Genomic DNA, 15,864 nt, shown 5'->3' with positions numbered 1-15,864 from the left:
CGCGCTGATGTGCGCGGGGAGGGCACCTCCGGCGCCGGGACGATGCGCCGGCAGGCGTTGCGCAGGAACGGCCGCTTCGCTTAACCTCCGGCTTCAGCAGATGAGGCCGCCTTGACTGTCCATTCCCCGCAATCGTTCCCGACCGAAAGCTTCACCGACGCCGCCGCCGCGGTGGCCCGGCTCGAGGAGATCTACGAGCGCAATACGGCGTTCCTGCGCGGGCATTTCGAGGCCTACGCCAATGGCGTGGTGCCGGCGACGCGTATCCGCGCCACCTATCCCTTCGCGCGCCTCATCACCGCAAGCCATGCGCGTCTCGACTCGCGTCTCGCCTATGGCTTCGTCGCGGGGCCGGGCGTGCACGAGACCAGCATCACGCGGCCGGACCTGTTCCGCTCCTATCTCACCGAGCAGATCCGTCTGCTGATCGAGAACCACGGCGTGCCCGTCGAGATCGGCGAATCCGCCGAGCCGATCCCGGTGCATTTCGCCTACCGCCGCGACATCAACATCGAGACGGCGCTGCCGCATCACGAGAGCCCGCTGGTGACGCGCTCGCTGCGCGACGTGTTCGACGCGCCGGATCTCGCGACCATGGACGACGCCATTGCCGATGGCACGCTCGAGCTGAAGCCGGGCATGCCTGAGCCGCTGTCGCTGTTCCGCGCCGCGCGCGTCGACTACTCGCTGCGCCGACTCTATCACTACACCGGGACCGATCCCGACCACTTCCAGAATTTCGTGATCTTCACGAACTATCAGTTCTATGTCGACGCCTTCGCCGATTGGGGCCGGCAGCAACTGGCGGCCGGGCAGGGCGCGGCGGAAGCTTTCGTCGAGCCGGGTAACGTGATCACGCGCAATGCCCGTCTCGGCGGCGGCACCACCGGCGCAGCGCCGGCGCGCACGCCGCAGATGCCCGCGCTGCATCTCGTCGAGCCCGGTCACCAGGGCATCACTCTCATCAACATCGGCACCGGCCCGTCGAATGCGCGCAACGTCACTGACCACATCGCGGTGCTGCGGCCGCATGCCTGGCTGATGGTCGGGCACTGCGCGGGTTTGCGCAACACCCAGCGGCTCGGCGACTACGTGCTGGCGCATGGCTACGTCCGTGAGGACCATGTGCTCGACCAGGAACTGCCGCCCTGGGTGCCGATCCCCGCGCTGGCCGAGGTGCAGGTCGCGCTCGAAGAGGCCGTGGAGGCCGTCACCGGCTATTCCGGCTTCGAGCTGAAGCGGGTGATGCGCACCGGCACGGTCGCGAGCGTCGACAACCGCAATTGGGAGATCTCGGGCCCCGCCGTGATCCGGCGGCTGTCGCAATCGCGCGCCGTCGCGCTCGACATGGAGTCGGCCGCCATCGCCGCCAACGGCTATCGCTTCCGGGTGCCCTACGGCACCTTGCTCTGCGTCTCGGACAAGCCGCTGCATGGCGAGATCAAGCTCGCCGGCATGGCCAGCGACTTCTACCGCCAGCGCGTCGGCCAGCATCTCCAGATCGGCCTCAAGGCGCTGGAGCTGTTGAAGCACCAGGAATCCGAGCGGCTGCATTCGCGCAAGCTGCGCAGCTTCGCCGAGGTCGCGTTTCAGTAGCGTGCGGCTGCTTCGGATCAGCGCGCCCGGCGCTCGTCGAATGCCTGACGCGCCTGCTCGACCTCCGGCATCTTGGCAATGGTCCAGGCGTAGAGCGCGCGGAATGGCGGCTGCAAGGTGCGGCCGAGCGGCGTGATCTCGTATTGGACGGCGATCGGTGACCCCGCGATCACTTCCCGCGATACGAGGCCATTGCGCTCAAGCCTGCGCAGGCACTGCGTCAGCGCCTTTTGCGTCACGCCTTCGAGCTGCTTCTTGATCGCGTTGAAGCGCAGCGGGCCGCCGTCGAGCACCGCCAGCACCATCATCGACCATTTGTCGGCGATCTGGTCGATCAGCACCCGGCTCGGGCATTCCGACGAGAAGTGCTGCGGCTTGCAGCGGAGCGGGGCGGTCTCGGACGGCGGCGTAGCGGTCAAGGCGGTGGTTTCCTCTGATATACCTGAGCGACTTCGGGTGCCCCATTGACTTCAGGTTTCCGAAGTATACTGGAGCGGTTCCGAACGCAATGGAGCCTTCTGAATGTCCGATCTCGATACCAGCGTGCTGTTTCGTCCGTTTCGCCTGAAGTCGCTGGAACTGAAGAACCGCATCGTCATGGCGCCGATGACGCGCAACGCCGCGCCGAACGGCATCCCCGGCGAGGCGAATGCAGCCTATTACCGCCGTCGCGCCGAGGGCGGGGTGGGGCTGATCCTGACCGAGGGCACGGTGATCAACCGTCCGGCCTCGCGCAACGAGCCCAACATCCCGTTCTTCCACGGCGACGCCGCCCTCGCCGGCTGGCAGAAGGTGGCGAGCGCCGTGCACGCCGCCGGCGGCCGCATCGCGCCGCAGATCTGGCACACCGGCTCGACCAAGGGCATGAGCCGCTGGGAGCCGGACGCACCGGTCGAGAGCCCCTCGGGCCTGGTCGCGCCGGAAAAGCCGCGCGGCAATACGATGACCGAGAACGACATCGCCGACACCGTCGCCGCGTTCGCGCAGGCTGCCGCCGATGCCAAGCGTGCCGGCTTCGACACGGTCGAGGTTCACGGCGCCCATGGCTATCTGGTCGATGAGTTCTTCTGGTCCGGCACCAACAAGCGCGAGGATCGCTATGGCGGGCCGACCATCAAGGAGCGCTCGCGTTTTGCCGGCGAGATCGTCGCGGCGATCCGCAAGGCGGTCGGGTCCGACTTCCCGATCATCCTGCGCGTCAGCCAGTGGAAGCAGCAGGACTACGCGACGCGCCTCGCCGAGACGCCCGCGCTGATGGGCGACTGGCTGCAGCCGCTGGTCGACGCCGGCGTCGACATCCTGCACTGCTCGCAGCGCCGTTTCTGGGAGCCGGAGTTTCCGGAGATCGACGGCGAGAAGGGGCTCAACTTCGCCGGGTGGGCGAAGAAGATCACGGGCGCGGCGACCATCAGCGTCGGCTCGGTCGGCCTGTCCGACGAGTTCTTCTCGGCCTTCGCCGGCAAGCCGTCGAGTTCAGCCGATCTCGATGCGCTGCTCGAGCGCATGGCGAAGGACGAGTTCGACCTCATCGCTGTGGGACGCGCGCTGATCAGCGATGCGGATTGGGTGGCGAAGATCAAGGCCGGCGACAAGGCCGGATTGAAGGGCTTCAACGCGGCGGATCTTGGCGCGCTGGTGTGAGCTGTCGCGGTTTGCTCGGTCTTCACCTCTCCCCGCGTGCGGGGAGAGGTCGGATGGCATCGAAGATGCCATCCGGGTGAGGGGGGCTCTCCGCACGGTCGGTGGGTGAGGCCGCCCCTCACCCCAACCCTCTCCCCGTAAGAACGGGGAGAGGGAGCGCACTGTCCGCGGGGCGCGAGCCTGGGTTCTCATCTAGTCCTTGCAACTAACTAATGCACCGTCAGCTCCAGATACAGCGGGCTGCGGAACGTCGAGGACGGCATCCACGGCAGTTGCTCCTGGGTGCGGCGATACTCGGGCACGACCTTGTGGAATTCGTCGAATGCGATCTTGATCGCCATCCTTGCGATCGCTGAGCCTAAACAGGCATGCACGCCGCCGCCGAAGCCGAGGTGGCCGCGCGGTTTCCTCGTGATGTCGTAGACATCGGGATTTGGAAACTGCCGCTCGTCGCGATTGGCGGAGCCGTAGGCGAGGCAGACGAAGTCGCCTTCGCGCATCGTCTGGCCGTGCAAAGTGAGATCCTTCTGCAGGCAGCGGCGGAAGCGTTGGGCCGAGGTGTTGAAGCGCAGCGACTCTTCCACCGCATCCGCCAGCAGATCGGGATTGGCGACGACGGCGCGGCGAGCGTCCGCATGGTCTGCGAGATTGTAGGCCAGCATGCTCATGAAGCCGCCGAGCGACTCGATGCCGGCCATGATCAGGGTCGTCGTCGTCAGCAGCACCTCGCGCTCGTCGAGCCGGTCGCCGTCGATCTCGGCCATGCTGAAATGCGAGATCAAATCGTTCTGTGGCCGCGCGCGGCGTTCGGCGATGACGGATGCCGCATAGTCCTGCATCCAATTATAGGCCGCGATGTGCTGCGGCCCCTTGGCGCGGCTGACCGGATCGCTCTGCACCATCAGCACGGCCTTGTCGCGCACCGTCTGCTCGTCGCCGAGCGGCAGGCCGAGCGCCGCGAACAGCACGCGCACGGTGAACTTGGACGAGAACGCCTCGATGAAGTCGAAGCGCTCCTGGCCGCGCAGCGCCTCGGCGCTGGCGCGGGCGATGTCGCGGATCGGACCTGACAGGCTCTCCAGGTTGCGCTTCATGAAGGCGTGCTGCACGAGACCGCGCAGCCGGTCGTGGCGCGGCGGGTCGGTGGTGCCGAGCGTCGCGCCGGCGCGGTTCGGCAGCTCGGTCATCAGATTGCCCTTGGCCGAGGAATAGGTCTGCCAGTTGGTGCCGGCCGCGGCGACATCGGCGTAGCGCGACAGGATCCAGACCTGGGCCTGGGGACTCCAGAAGCACGGGTGCTCGTCGCGCAAGGTCTTGTAGAACGGGAACGGGTCGGCATCGACCGCCGGCGAATACGGATCGAACGTGAACATCTCCTTGGCCTCCTCTCCATTGAGTATGGTCGTTGTTGTTCTTTTCACGATCCTAACCGCGTCCTTGCCGCGGCGTGAGACACGAACCCCGGCCAAGACTTGTACTTTTCCGGCATTCCGGCTTAGCTGTCGCGCATGCCACGCTTTCGCACCAAGCCCTCGATCCCCGCCTTCGCGCTGTATGGCGAGGCGTCCGCCGCGCAGCCGGACATGCTGCATATCGAGCCGATCCAGGTGCGCAGCAAGCTGTATCGCTGGGAGATCGAGGCGCATACGCACCAGGGCCTGCATCAGATCCTCTGGGTGGCGTCCGGCCCGGCCGAGATCGCCTTGGACGAACGCCGCGAGCGCTGCACCGGGCCGGTGGCGGTGATCATTCCGCCGGGAGTCGTGCATGCCTTCCGCTTCTCGCGCGACACCGACGGCTACGTGCTCACCTTCAATCCTCGTGCCGTTGTCGAAGGCGACGTGCCGGCGACCGGCGAAGCGCTGCGCGACCTGTTCGCGACCGCGCAGATCCTGCCCCTCGATCCGCAGGCGGTCGCCACCCGCCGCATCGCCGCGCTGTTCGTCGACCTCGCCGATGAGTTCGCGGCCGCGGATTCGGCGGCCTCGCCGGTGCCGCATTGGCTGGGGCGCTCGATCGTGTGGCGGCTGGCGCAGCAGAGCGCGCGGCTGTCGGAGGGCGCGCGGCGCGGCAGCGGACAGGCCGCGTTGTTCACCCGCTTTATCGTGCTGGTCGAGGCGCATCACCGCGATCACTGGTCGGTGGCGCGCTATGCCGACCAGCTCGGCATGACGCCGGAACGGCTGAACCGGCTGACCCGGGCGGAGACCGGACAGTCTGCGCTCGATATCGTGCATGCGCGGCTGGCCCGCGAGGCTTGCCGCCGGCTCACCTACATCGCGGCGCCGGTGTCGAAGCTGGCGTTCGAGCTCGGCTTCAAGGACCCCGCCTATTTCTGCCGCTTCTTCAAGCGCCATACCGGAGCGAGCCCGCGCGATTACCGCCGCGCGATAGGCGTCGGCGATGGCTCCGCGCTTCCCGGCGGCTGAGCTGCGCCGCGAGCATCTCTGTTGCGCTGCGGCATGATGCCGGAAAAGTGCAAGAGATTGCCGGGTCCATCCAAGTGACCAGCCGCATTCCTTGCTAAAATCCGCGACTGACAAGCAAAGCCAACAAGCCTGTTGTCGCGAATCCGGGAGGAGAAGCCCATGAAAGTCCAAGTCTGCATCATCGGCGGCGGCCCGTCGGGCCTGATGCTGTCGCAGCTGCTGCATCTGCAGGGCATCGACACGATCATCCTGGAAAAATCCAGCCGCGACTACGTGCTGTCGCGCATCCGCGCCGGCGTGCTCGAGCACGGCTTCGCCAAGCTGATGCGCGAGGCGCAGTGCGGCGAGCGCATGGACCGCGAAGGCGAGATCCATCACGGCTTCTACATCGCCCATGACGGCAAGCTCGACCGCGTCGACCTGCACAAATATTCCGGCGGCAACTCGGTGATGGTCTATGGCCAGACCGAGTTGACCCGCGACCTCTACGAGGCCCGCGACAAGCTCGGCGGCAAGGTCGTGCACAACGCGCTCGACGTGACGCCGCACGACATCGATTCCGATGCGCCCTACGTCACCTATCGGACCGGCGACGAGGTCATCCGCGTCGATTGCGACTACATCGTCGGTGCCGACGGCTTCCATGGCGTCAGCCGCAAGTCGATCCCGCAGGACAAGATCAAGGAGTTCGAGCGGGTGTATCCGTTCGGCTGGCTCGGCGTACTCTCGCGCACCAAGCCGGTGTCGCCGGAACTGATCTACGCCAAGCATGAGCGCGGTTTCGCGCTGTGCTCGCTGCGCTCGCAGGTGCTGAGCCGCTACTACATCCAGGTGCCGCTGACCGACACGGTGGAAGGCTGGAGCGACGACGCGTTTTGGGAGGAACTGAAGCGCCGCCTGCCTGAGGAGGTCGCCGCCAAGCTGATCACCGGACCGTCGATCGAGAAGAGCATCGCGCCGCTGCGCAGCTTCGTCGCCGAGCCGATGCGCTATGGCCGGATGTTCCTCGCCGGCGACGCCGCCCACATCGTGCCGCCGACCGGCGCGCGCGGGTTGAACTCGGCGGCGTCCGACATCTACTATCTCTATCACGGCCTGCTCGATCACTACAAAAAGGGTGACGACCGCGGCATCGACGGCTACTCGCAGCGCGCGCTGGCGCGGATCTGGAAGGCGCAGCGCTTCTCCTGGTGGATGACGACCTTGCTGCATCGCTTCCCCGATCGCCTCCCGTATGAGGACAAGCTGCAGGACACCGAGTTCGCCTATCTGTTCTCGTCCGACGCCGCGCAGCGGTCGCTGGCGGAGAACTATGTCGGGCTGCCGTTCTAGAGGCCTGCGCAGCCCGTAGGGTGGGCAAAGGTGCGCCAAAGCTGCGAGTTGTTTGCTCCGCTGCATCGCGCGCCGTGCCCACCATTCCTTCCACGCGTGCCGATGTACGGTGGGCACGCGACCGCCCTGCGGGCGTCCGCTTTGCCCACCCTACAAGGCCGCGCATCGACCATCCCAGCTTCAACAAGCACCGCCGTCATCCCGGCATTGAGTGCGGCGAGCGGTCCGCTCTGATCGCCTCTGGATGAGTTCCATCATCCCCCGACATCGCGATGGACTGTTGCTGATGCTGCTCGCATCATTCCGCGTCTCGGCAAATGCGAGCAGCAGGTTCCCTGTTAGTAGTTCCCTCATTCTTCTCATCAATCGTGCGTTAAGCCGCGCGCGCGATGGTCAGGCGAGGGAGACGCCGATGTCCAACGACCACCATGATGATGCACGCCGCCTGGAGACGCTGGCGGAACTCGACGTTCTGGATACGCCGCGCGAGCGCGCCTTTGACCGTCTGACCGGCCTGTGCCGGAAGATCTTCGACGTGCCGATGTCGACGCTCACTTTCATCGACGGTCATCGTCAATGGTTCAAGGCGGTCGACGGGGTGGCGGACCGCGAGGGCGAGCGCCGTCCGGCCTTCTGCAACTACGCGATCCAGCAGCTCGATCCGCTGATCGTTGCCGACACCCACCGTGATCCGCGCTTTGCCGACAACGTGCTGGTGCATGGGCGGCCCTTCATCCGCTTCTATGCCGGCGCGCAGCTTCGCATCGCCGGCGTCAATGTCGGCACATTGTGTGCGATGGACACGAAGCCGCGCGAATTCAGCGCGCAGGACGCGGAGATTCTGAAAGACCTGGCGGCCATCGCCATCGACGAACTGATGCTGCGCAATCTGAGCATGCGGGACAGCCTCACCGGGGCGCTGTCGCGCCGCGCCTTCCGCAGCGAGGGCGAGCGGCTGCGGGCGCTGGCCGAGCGCCACGGGCACAGGCTGACCTGCGCGCTGATCGACGTCGACCACTTCAAGTCGGTCAACGACCAGTACGGCCATGCCGTCGGCGATCTCGTGCTGTCGCAAGTGGTCGAGAGTTGCCGCGGCGTCCTGCGCGACTCCGATGTCATCGGCCGTCTCGGCGGCGAGGAGTTCGGCATCGTGCTGCCGCACACCAGCCTGGCCCAGGCGATGGCGGTGCTCGAGAAGATGCGCCTGGCGGTGGCCAGCCTCGCGGTCGACAGCCCGTGTGGACCGATACGGGTGACGGCGAGCTTTGGCGCCGTGGACTTCGTTCCCGGGCTGACGTTCGACGCGATGCTGGAGCGTGCCGATCTTGCGATGTATGCGGCCAAGAATGATGGTCGCAACCGCGTCGTCGCGTGGGTGGAGGCTGCGCCGTCGCTCGCGCCCTCGCTGCGGCGCGTGTTCAAGGCCGGGCAGATCGCGTTCAACGCAGGACGATCGACCTTCGACTGCACGGTCCGCGCGCTGTCGGAGACGGCGGCCTCGCTCGACGTGATGTCGGTGGCCGATGTGCCCGAGCAGTTCAAGCTGGCGATCGCCAATGACGGCATCTCGCGTGCCTGCCGCATGACATCGCGGTCGGACCGGCGGATCGAGGTCGCGTTCGTGTAGCGCCCTGTCTGGCAGGGTCGCGGAACCCAGGTCCTCGGCCCTCAGAAATGAGTTGCGCACCTCAAAAATCGCGCTAAGTTCCTCAACCCGAAGGGGAGGAGCATGGACGCACCGCTGACATTGCGGGATATCGCGCGGCAGGCCGGCGTGAGCCTGGCCACCGTCGACCGTGTGCTGCACAACCGTCCGGGCGTGCGTCCCGACACCGTGCGCCGTGTCAAGGATGCGATGGCGCGCAGCAGCTTTCAGCCGCATGCGGCGGCGTCGGAGCTTGCCCGCGCGCGGTCGCGGCGCTTTGCTTTCGTCATGCCGTCCGGACCCAACCCATTCATGCAGCAGATCCAGACGCAACTCGGCGAGATGGCGAACTGGATGGCGGCGCGGCGCCTGACGGTCGATGTGCGAACGACCGACGTATTCGACCCGCTTGTGCTGGCCGGCAGGCTCGACGACCTCGTCGGCCGCGTCGACGGCGTGGCCGTGGTCGCGCTCGATCATCCGAGCGTGCGCGCGGCGATCAACGATCTCGTCGAGTCCGGCGCCAAGGTGGTGACGCTGGTGTCGGACGTGCCGTCGTCGCGCCGGCATCATTATGTCGGGATCGACAATATCGCGGCCGGCCGCACCGCCGGTGCGCTGGTCGGACGCTTTGCCAGCGGCAGGACCGGGCGGATCGCGATCATGGCCGGCTCGCTCGGCCTGCGCGACCATGCCGAGCGGATCTTCGGCTTCAGCCAGGTGCTGGCGGCGGAGTTTCGGCAATTGGAAGTTTTGCCCGTCGCTGAGGGGCATGATGCGGACGACCGCTCAGAACACCTCATGCGGAAGCTCCTGGCCGAGCATTCGGACATCGTCGGTCTTTACAATGTCGGCGCCGGCACCTCCGGCGTCGCCAAGGCGCTGGCCGAGTCCGGCCGCGCCGGCGAGATCGTGTTCGTCGGCCATGACGTCACGGCGCTGACGCGCAAGCTGCTGCTCTCGGGCGCGATGGATGCGGCGATCTCGCAGAACCCGGGACATGAGGCGCGCTCGGCGTTGCGCGTGCTGCTGGCGCTGGCGCGCGGCGAGCCGATCCTGAGCGAACAGGAAACGATCCGCATCGACATCGTGATGCGCGACAATCTGCTGTGACCGGTGCGGCCGCGTCGCGGCCGGGCTGATCGCGGATGGACGACGAGACGAGCAGGGGCTGTGCGAAGCGACGCAGATCGCCACGTCCAGCAACCCGTGGGAGGAGTAGACCGTGTTTCTCGGACTGGATGTCGGCACATCCGGCGTGAAGGCCGTGCTGGAGGATGACAAGGGCGCGCTGATTGCGAGCGCCGGGCGTCCGCTGGCGCTGTCGCATCCGCAGCCGCTGTGGTCCGAGCAGGATCCCGATCATTGGGTCGAAGCGACGTTGGGCGCGATCGACGATCTCGCCCGCGCGCATCCGCGCGAGACCGCGGCGGTGCGCGGTATCGGCCTGTCCGGACAGATGCACGGCGCGACCCTGCTCGGGCGTGACGGTCGGCCGTTGCGGCCGGCGATCCTGTGGAATGACGGCCGCTCGCAGGATGAATGCGCCGAGCTCGAGCGGCGCTGCCCGGAACTGCACGCCATCGCCGGCAATCTCGCGATGCCCGGCTTCACCGCGCCGAAGCTCGCCTGGGTCGCGAAGCACGAGCCGCAGATTTTCGATCGTGTGGCGAAGGTGCTGCTGCCGAAGGCCTATGTGCGCTACCGGCTGTCGGGCGAGATGGTCGAGGACATGTCGGATGCCGCGGGCACGCTGTGGCTCGATGTCGGCGCGCGGCGCTGGTCGGAGACGCTGCTGGCGGCGACCGGGCTCGGTCTCGATCACATGCCGCGTCTGGTCGAAGGCAATGAGCGCAGTGCCGTTCTGTCACGCGAACTGGCGCGGCGCTGGGGCATGGGCGCCGATGTCGTGATCGCGGGCGGCGCGGGCGACAATGCGGCGAGCGCGATCGGGCTCGGCGCGATCAGGCCCGGTGACGCCTTTCTGTCGCTCGGCACATCGGGCGTGCTGTTCCGCGTCACCGACCGTTTCGCACCGGCGCCGGAGGCGGCCGTGCATGCGTTCTGCCACGCGCTCGGCGGTCTCTGGCACCAGATGGGCGTGATGTTGTCGGCGGCGGCGTCGCTGGCATGGCTCGCGCGCATTCTCGATGCGCCGGAAGCTGAACTGCTGGCGCCGCTGGGCGCGGCCGTGGAACGGCCGAGCCCGGTGCAGTTCCTGCCTTATCTCGATGGCGAGCGCACGCCGCACAATGACGCGCGCGCCGCGGGCGCACTGGTCGGCCTGCGCAGCGCCGCTGACCGCAGCGACCTCGTGCAGGCGGTCATCGAGGGCGTGGCGTTCGCCGCGCGGGACATGCTGGCAGCCCTCGGCCGCAACGCTCAGGCGATCACCGAGGTCGATCTCGTCGGCGGCGGCTCGCGCTCGCTGGTGTGGGCGCAGATCATGGCCGATGTGCTCGGCGTCGCCGTGCACCGCGTCGAGGAGGGCGAGGTCGGCGCCGCGATCGGCGCGGCCCGGCTCGGCCGTCTCGCCGCCACCGGCGAGGCGCCCGCCGATGTCTGCCGCAAGCCGCGGCGGCTGCAGAGCTTCGCGCCCCGCGCCGCACAGCGTGCGGCTTACGACGCAGCTCACGCGCAATGGCGCAAGCTCTATCCCGCTCTCAAGGAGTCGATCTCGTGAACGTCCAGGCCCCCTTCTTCCAGACCGGTGCGACCATCGCTTATGGCGGGCCAGAGTCGCGTAGCCCGCTGTCGTTCCGCTGGTACGACAAGGACCGGATGATCCGCGGCAAGCGGATGGAGCAGCATCTGCGCTTCGCCGTCTGCTACTGGCATTCGCTCTGCTGGCCGGGCTCCGATCCGTTCGGCGGCGAGACCTTCCTGCGGCCGTGGCAGCATGGCGACGACGCGCTGGCGCTGGCGCGCGCCAAGGCCGACGTCGCGTTCGAGCTGTTCCGGCTGCTCGACGTCCCGTTCTTCACCTTCCATGATGTCGATGCCGCGCCGGAAGGCGCGACGCTGAAGGAATCCGTCGCCAATCTCAACGCCATCGCCGATCTGTTCGAACGGAAGATGGCGTCCGCCAAGGTGCGGCTGCTGTGGGGCACGGCGAACCTGTTCTCGCACCGCCGCTACATGGCGGGCGCCGCGACCAATCCCGATCCGGATGTCTTCGCCTACGCGGCTGGCCAGGTGCGCGCCGCGCTCGAGGTGACGCATCGCCTCGGCGGCGCCAACTACGTGCTGTGGGGCGGCCGCGAGGGCTATGAGACGCTGCTCAACACCGACATGAAGCGCGAGCTCGACCAACTCGGCCGCTTTGTGTCCATGGTGGTCGAGCACAAGCACAAGATCGGTTTCAAGGGGCCGCTCCTGATCGAGCCGAAGCCGAAGGAGCCGACCAAGCATCAATATGATTTCGACGTCGCGACCTGCTACGGCTTCCTGAGGCGCTACGATCTGCTCGACGACGTCAAGCTCAACATCGAGCAGAACCATGCGATCCTCGCCGGCCATTCGTTCCAGCACGAGATCGCGCTGGCCCAGGCGCTCGGCGTGTTCGGCTCGCTCGACATCAACCGCGGTGACGACCTCCTGGGCTGGGACACCGACCAGTTCGCGATGAACGTGCCAGAGCTGGCGCTGGTGTTCCACGACATTCTGCGGGGCGACGGCTTCACCACGGGCGGATTGAACTTCGACGCCAAGATCCGGCGGCAGTCGATCGATCCCGATGATCTGCTGCACGCCCATGTCGGCTCGATGGATGCGTGCGCGCGGGCGCTGATCGCGGCCGACCAGATGCTGGAGGACGGCGCGCTGACGGCGCCGCTCGCGCAACGCTACGCCGGCTGGGACGGTGACGAAGGGCAGGCCATTCTCGCCGGCCGCCGCTCGCTCGCCGAGCTCGCCGACCGCGCCATCACCTCCGGCCTCGATCCGCAGCCGCGCTCGGGCCGGCAGGAATATCTGGAAAGTGTGGTGAACCGCTATGTCTGACGACAGCAGCCTGCGCATGCCAAACGAGACGGCCGCCATGGGCGCGACGCCCACGGCACAGCCGGTGCTGGAGCTCAAGGGCATCGGCAAGCAGTTCGGCGCGATCCGCGCACTTCACGGCGTCGATCTGACGATCGGCGCCGGCGAGGTCGTCGGCCTGATGGGCGACAATGGCGCCGGCAAGTCGACCCTGGTGCGCATCATCGCCGGCAACTTTCCGCCGAGCCAGGGCGCGATCCAGTTTTGCGGCCGCGAGGTGCATTTCCATCGCCCGATGGACTCGCGCAGCGTCGGCATCGAGGTCGTCTACCAGGACCTCGCGCTCGCCAACAACCTCACCGCCGCCGCCAACGTCTTTCTCGGCCGTGAACTCAGGCGCAATTTCGGTCCGCTCAAGCTGCTCGACCACAAGGGCATGGAGGCGCGCGCGCTGGAACTGTTCCGCGAGCTGCGTTCGGAGACGCGGCCGCATGATCTCGTCAAGGACATGTCGGGCGGCCAGCGCCAGGCGGTGGCGATCGCGCGCACGCGGCTGTCCAACGCCAAGCTGGTGATGATGGACGAGCCGACCGCGGCGATCTCGGTGCGCCAGGTCGAGCAGGTGCTGAGCCTGATCCATCGCCTGAAGGAGCAGGGCATCGCCGTGATCCTGATCTCGCACCGCATGCCCGACATCTTCGCGGTGTGCGACCGCGTCGTCGTCATGCGGCGCGGCGAGAAGAAGGCCGACAAGCCGGTCGCCGAGACCAGCCCCGAGGAAGTCACCGCGCTGATCACTGGCGCCAAGGAGGCCGCGTGATGTCCGTTCCATCCGAAACGAGCGCGACGAGCCCCGACGTCACCTTCACCAATGTCGGCGCCAGCAGGTGGTGGCATCGCGGCGTGTTCGCGTCGCAGACGGCCTATGTGACGATGGCGCTGGTCGCGCTGATCGTCATCATGAGCTTTGCCAGCCCTTACTTCCTCACCCAGGGCAACCTGCAGAACGTCGCCAAGAACTTCTCCTTCATCGCGATCGCCACGCTCGGCATCACCTTCGTGATCATCACCGGCGGCATCGATCTCTCGGTCGGCTCGCTGATGTGTTTTGCGGCGATGATCACCTCGATGGTGATGACGTCGCTGTCGACGCCGGGAATGCCGCTGTCGTCGCTGTTCGTGCATCTCGCCGCCGACGGCAAGACAGTGGTGGCGAACGTGCCGGGACTGATCCTGATCGTCTCGGTGCTGGCGGGCCTCGTCGTGTCGCTGATCGTCGGCCTCGTCAACGGCGTCTGCGTCGCGCTGCTCGGGCTGTCGCCGTTCGTGACCACGCTCGGCATGCTCTCGATCGTGCGCGGCCTCGGCTACGTCATCTCCAACGGCAAGGGCAGCTTTCCTGGCGGCCCGGATGCCGACTATTTCTATGCGCTGACGCAAGGCGACGTGTACGGCGTGCCCGCGCCGTTCATCTATCTGATCCTGCTGGCGCTGCTGATGGCGCTGGTGCTGCACCACACGACGTTCGGCCGCCACGTCTTCGCTATCGGCGGCAACGAGAAGGCGGCGGAGCTGACGGGCGTCTCGGTGCCGCGGGTCAAGATCGAGGTCTATGTGGTCGGTGCGCTCGCAGCGGGCCTGCAGGGCATCATCATTTCCGGCTGGCTCGGCTCCGCGCCGGCCAACATGGCGACGTCCTACGAGCTCAACGTGATCGCGGCGGCGGTGATCGGCGGCGCCAATCTCGCCGGCGGCATCGGCGGTCCGCTCGGTGCCATCGTCGGCTGCGTGCTGCTGGAGGTCATCCGCAACGGCCTCGTGCTGGCGCAGGTCAACTCCTACTGGCAGCAGACCCTGGTCGGCGTGATCATCATCGCGGCCGTGCTGGTCGATCGCATCCGCGCGCGACTGCTGTAACGAATACTGGCCGGGATGTGACTGATCAGGTCTATCCGCGCCCGGCGCAGACAATCATCAAGGATAGACATGGAGGAGGGAAGCCATGAAGAAGCTGCTGTATGCGGTCGCATCGCTCGCGATCCTGATGGGCCCGGCGCAGGCCGAGACCAAGTATCGTTTCGCCATCGTGCCGAAGGCGATGAACAACCCGTTCTTCGACGTCGCGCGCGACGGCTGCCTGAAGCGCGCCAAGGAGCTCGGCAATGTCGAGTGCATCTACAAGGGCCCGGTCGAGCACGAGCCGGCCACCCAGGCGCAGATCATCCAGGACTTCATCACCCAGAAGGTCGACGGCCTCGCGATCTCGGTGGCCGACGTCGCGGCGATGACCAAGTCGATCGACGCGGCGACGGCGGCCGGCATCCCTGTCATCACCTTCGACGCGGATGCGCCCGGCTCCAAGCGCCTCGCTTACATCGGCACCAACAACAAAGACTTCGGCCTTGCGCTCGGCAAGCAGCTGCGCGAGCTCCGGCCTGATGGTGGCAAGTACGCCGTGGTGTCCGGCGGTCCCGGTGCCAAGAATCTCGCCGAGCGCGTCGATGGCGTGCGCGAGGCGCTGAAGGGCTCGAAGTGGACGGAAGTGGCGGGCTCGCCGACCTTCTGCAACGACGATCCAGCGCTGGCCGTCCAGCAGATGGCTGACCTCCGCACCGCGACCCCCGACCTCGGCGCCATCGTGCCGATCGGCGGCTGGCCGATGTTCGCGCCCGAGGGCTACAAGGCCTTCGTCAACAAGAACAAGAAGGACATCGATGCCGGCAAGCTGACGCTGGTTGTCGCCGATACCTTGAAGATGCAGCTCGAGCTGCTGCGCGACGGCTATTCCAACGCGCTCACCGGCCAGCGTCCGTTCGAAATGGGCGAGAAGTCGATGGACACGCTGCTCGCGATCAAGAAGGGCGAGAAGGTGCCGGAGGTGATCTACACCGGCCTCGATCTCGTGACCAAGGACAACGTCGCGAAGCTCTTGAACTGATCTGAGTTCCTCCCGGGGAAAACCTGGCGGTCCGGCACCCGGCTTCGGCGGGGTGTCTGGACCGCCTTTTTTGTTGGGTGGAAGCGCAGACGCGGCCGTTCGGCCGACCTTCCGCAATGCGTGACGTCACCGAGGTGTGACGCCGTCGCTTGTTTTACTCCGCCGGCATGCCCGTGAAGGCGGGTCCAGTACGCCGTGGCCTATCGTTCAATCATGGCCGCCGCGGCGTACTGGATCATCCGCCTGCGCGGATGAAGACGGTGGTGGTTGCGGCTGTCGGCCTCCACTTCATTGACAGAGCA

Annotated in this window: 13 protein-coding genes; 11 read left to right on the top strand and 2 right to left on the bottom strand. The window is 66.9% G+C overall.

The window, feature by feature from the left end; all coding sequences use genetic code 11:
* Positions 1–111 precede the first annotated feature (111 nt).
* Positions 112–1,596, top strand: coding sequence for an AMP nucleosidase (locus ACQR1L_RS04260; protein WP_434856684.1), 1,485 nt, complete (start codon positions 112–114; stop codon positions 1,594–1,596).
* A gap of 17 nt (positions 1,597–1,613) precedes the next feature.
* On the opposite strand, the gene ACQR1L_RS04255 is transcribed toward ACQR1L_RS04260, so the two are convergent.
* Complete coding sequence (locus tag ACQR1L_RS04255; protein ID WP_434857235.1) at positions 1,614–1,937, bottom strand: winged helix-turn-helix transcriptional regulator; 324 nt, start codon at positions 1,935–1,937, stop codon at positions 1,614–1,616.
* A gap of 181 nt (positions 1,938–2,118) precedes the next feature.
* Here ACQR1L_RS04255 and ACQR1L_RS04250 point away from each other — a divergent pair, with 181 nt between their 5' ends.
* Positions 2,119–3,237: an NADH:flavin oxidoreductase gene (locus ACQR1L_RS04250; protein WP_434856683.1), complete on the top strand. Its 1,119-nt coding sequence runs from the start codon at positions 2,119–2,121 to the stop codon at positions 3,235–3,237.
* A gap of 209 nt (positions 3,238–3,446) precedes the next feature.
* Here ACQR1L_RS04250 and ACQR1L_RS04245 read toward each other — a convergent pair whose 3' ends face one another.
* A complete protein-coding gene (locus ACQR1L_RS04245) occupies positions 3,447–4,610 on the bottom strand; it encodes a cytochrome P450 (protein WP_434856682.1) in 1,164 nt (387 codons plus the stop codon).
* A 135-nt stretch (positions 4,611–4,745) separates the two neighbouring features.
* Between ACQR1L_RS04245 and ACQR1L_RS04240 the strand changes: the two genes are divergently transcribed.
* The 9 genes from ACQR1L_RS04240 (at position 4,746) to ACQR1L_RS04200 (ending at position 15,562) form a co-directional block, all read left to right on the top strand.
* Positions 4,746–5,666, top strand: coding sequence for a helix-turn-helix domain-containing protein (locus ACQR1L_RS04240; RefSeq protein WP_434856681.1), 921 nt, complete (start codon positions 4,746–4,748; stop codon positions 5,664–5,666).
* Positions 5,667–5,825: 159 nt separating this feature from the next.
* On the top strand, positions 5,826–6,998 hold the full coding sequence (pobA, locus tag ACQR1L_RS04235) for a 4-hydroxybenzoate 3-monooxygenase (protein ID WP_434856680.1): 1,173 nt from the start codon (positions 5,826–5,828) through the stop codon (positions 6,996–6,998).
* Positions 6,999–7,410: 412 nt separating this feature from the next.
* Positions 7,411–8,625 (top strand): sensor domain-containing diguanylate cyclase, encoded by a 1,215-nt coding sequence (locus tag ACQR1L_RS04230; RefSeq protein ID WP_434856679.1) that lies wholly within the window; start codon positions 7,411–7,413, stop codon positions 8,623–8,625.
* Between the two features lie 102 nt (positions 8,626–8,727).
* A complete protein-coding gene (locus tag ACQR1L_RS04225; RefSeq protein ID WP_434856678.1) occupies positions 8,728–9,756 on the top strand; it encodes a LacI family DNA-binding transcriptional regulator in 1,029 nt (342 codons plus the stop codon).
* Between the two features lie 112 nt (positions 9,757–9,868).
* Positions 9,869–11,326, top strand: a complete 1,458-nt coding sequence (xylB, locus tag ACQR1L_RS04220; protein WP_434856677.1) for a xylulokinase — start codon at positions 9,869–9,871, stop codon at positions 11,324–11,326.
* Positions 11,323–12,645: a xylose isomerase gene (gene xylA / locus ACQR1L_RS04215; protein ID WP_434856676.1), complete on the top strand. Its 1,323-nt coding sequence runs from the start codon at positions 11,323–11,325 to the stop codon at positions 12,643–12,645. Before xylB ends, xylA begins: the two co-directional genes overlap by 4 nt.
* Before the next feature lie 37 nt (positions 12,646–12,682).
* Positions 12,683–13,444, top strand: coding sequence for an ATP-binding cassette domain-containing protein (locus ACQR1L_RS04210; protein WP_434857234.1), 762 nt, complete (start codon positions 12,683–12,685; stop codon positions 13,442–13,444).
* Positions 13,444–14,541, top strand: a complete 1,098-nt coding sequence (locus ACQR1L_RS04205; RefSeq protein WP_434856675.1) for an ABC transporter permease — start codon at positions 13,444–13,446, stop codon at positions 14,539–14,541. The genes ACQR1L_RS04210 and ACQR1L_RS04205 overlap by 1 nt, the downstream gene beginning before the upstream one ends.
* 85 nt (positions 14,542–14,626) lie before the next feature.
* Positions 14,627–15,562 carry a sugar-binding protein gene (locus tag ACQR1L_RS04200; protein ID WP_434856674.1) on the top strand — a complete coding sequence of 312 codons (936 nt, stop codon included), beginning with the start codon at positions 14,627–14,629 and terminating at the stop codon, positions 15,560–15,562.
* The last annotated feature ends 302 nt before the right edge of the window (positions 15,563–15,864 follow it).

Source organism: Bradyrhizobium sp. HKCCYLR20261 (assembly GCF_051168435.1).
Classification (GTDB): Bacteria; Pseudomonadota; Alphaproteobacteria; order Rhizobiales; family Xanthobacteraceae; genus Bradyrhizobium.
The sequence above is the reverse complement of the archived record's forward strand: the minus strand, read 5'-3'. Positions and strand labels throughout refer to the sequence as shown.

Coding starts and splice junctions, on each gene's coding strand:
- ACQR1L_RS04250 (WP_434856683.1), top strand. CDS start 2,119: ATGTCCGATCTCGATACCAGCGTGCTGTTTCGTCCGTTTCGCCTGAAG.
- ACQR1L_RS04245 (WP_434856682.1), bottom strand. CDS start 4,610: ATGTTCACGTTCGATCCGTATTCGCCGGCGGTCGATGCCGACCCGTTC.
- ACQR1L_RS04230 (WP_434856679.1), top strand. CDS start 7,411: ATGTCCAACGACCACCATGATGATGCACGCCGCCTGGAGACGCTGGCG.
- ACQR1L_RS04210 (WP_434857234.1), top strand. CDS start 12,683: ATGGGCGCGACGCCCACGGCACAGCCGGTGCTGGAGCTCAAGGGCATC.
- ACQR1L_RS04225 (WP_434856678.1), top strand. CDS start 8,728: ATGGACGCACCGCTGACATTGCGGGATATCGCGCGGCAGGCCGGCGTG.
- ACQR1L_RS04200 (WP_434856674.1), top strand. CDS start 14,627: ATGAAGAAGCTGCTGTATGCGGTCGCATCGCTCGCGATCCTGATGGGC.
- ACQR1L_RS04240 (WP_434856681.1), top strand. CDS start 4,746: ATGCCACGCTTTCGCACCAAGCCCTCGATCCCCGCCTTCGCGCTGTAT.
- ACQR1L_RS04205 (WP_434856675.1), top strand. CDS start 13,444: ATGTCCGTTCCATCCGAAACGAGCGCGACGAGCCCCGACGTCACCTTC.
- pobA (WP_434856680.1), top strand. CDS start 5,826: ATGAAAGTCCAAGTCTGCATCATCGGCGGCGGCCCGTCGGGCCTGATG.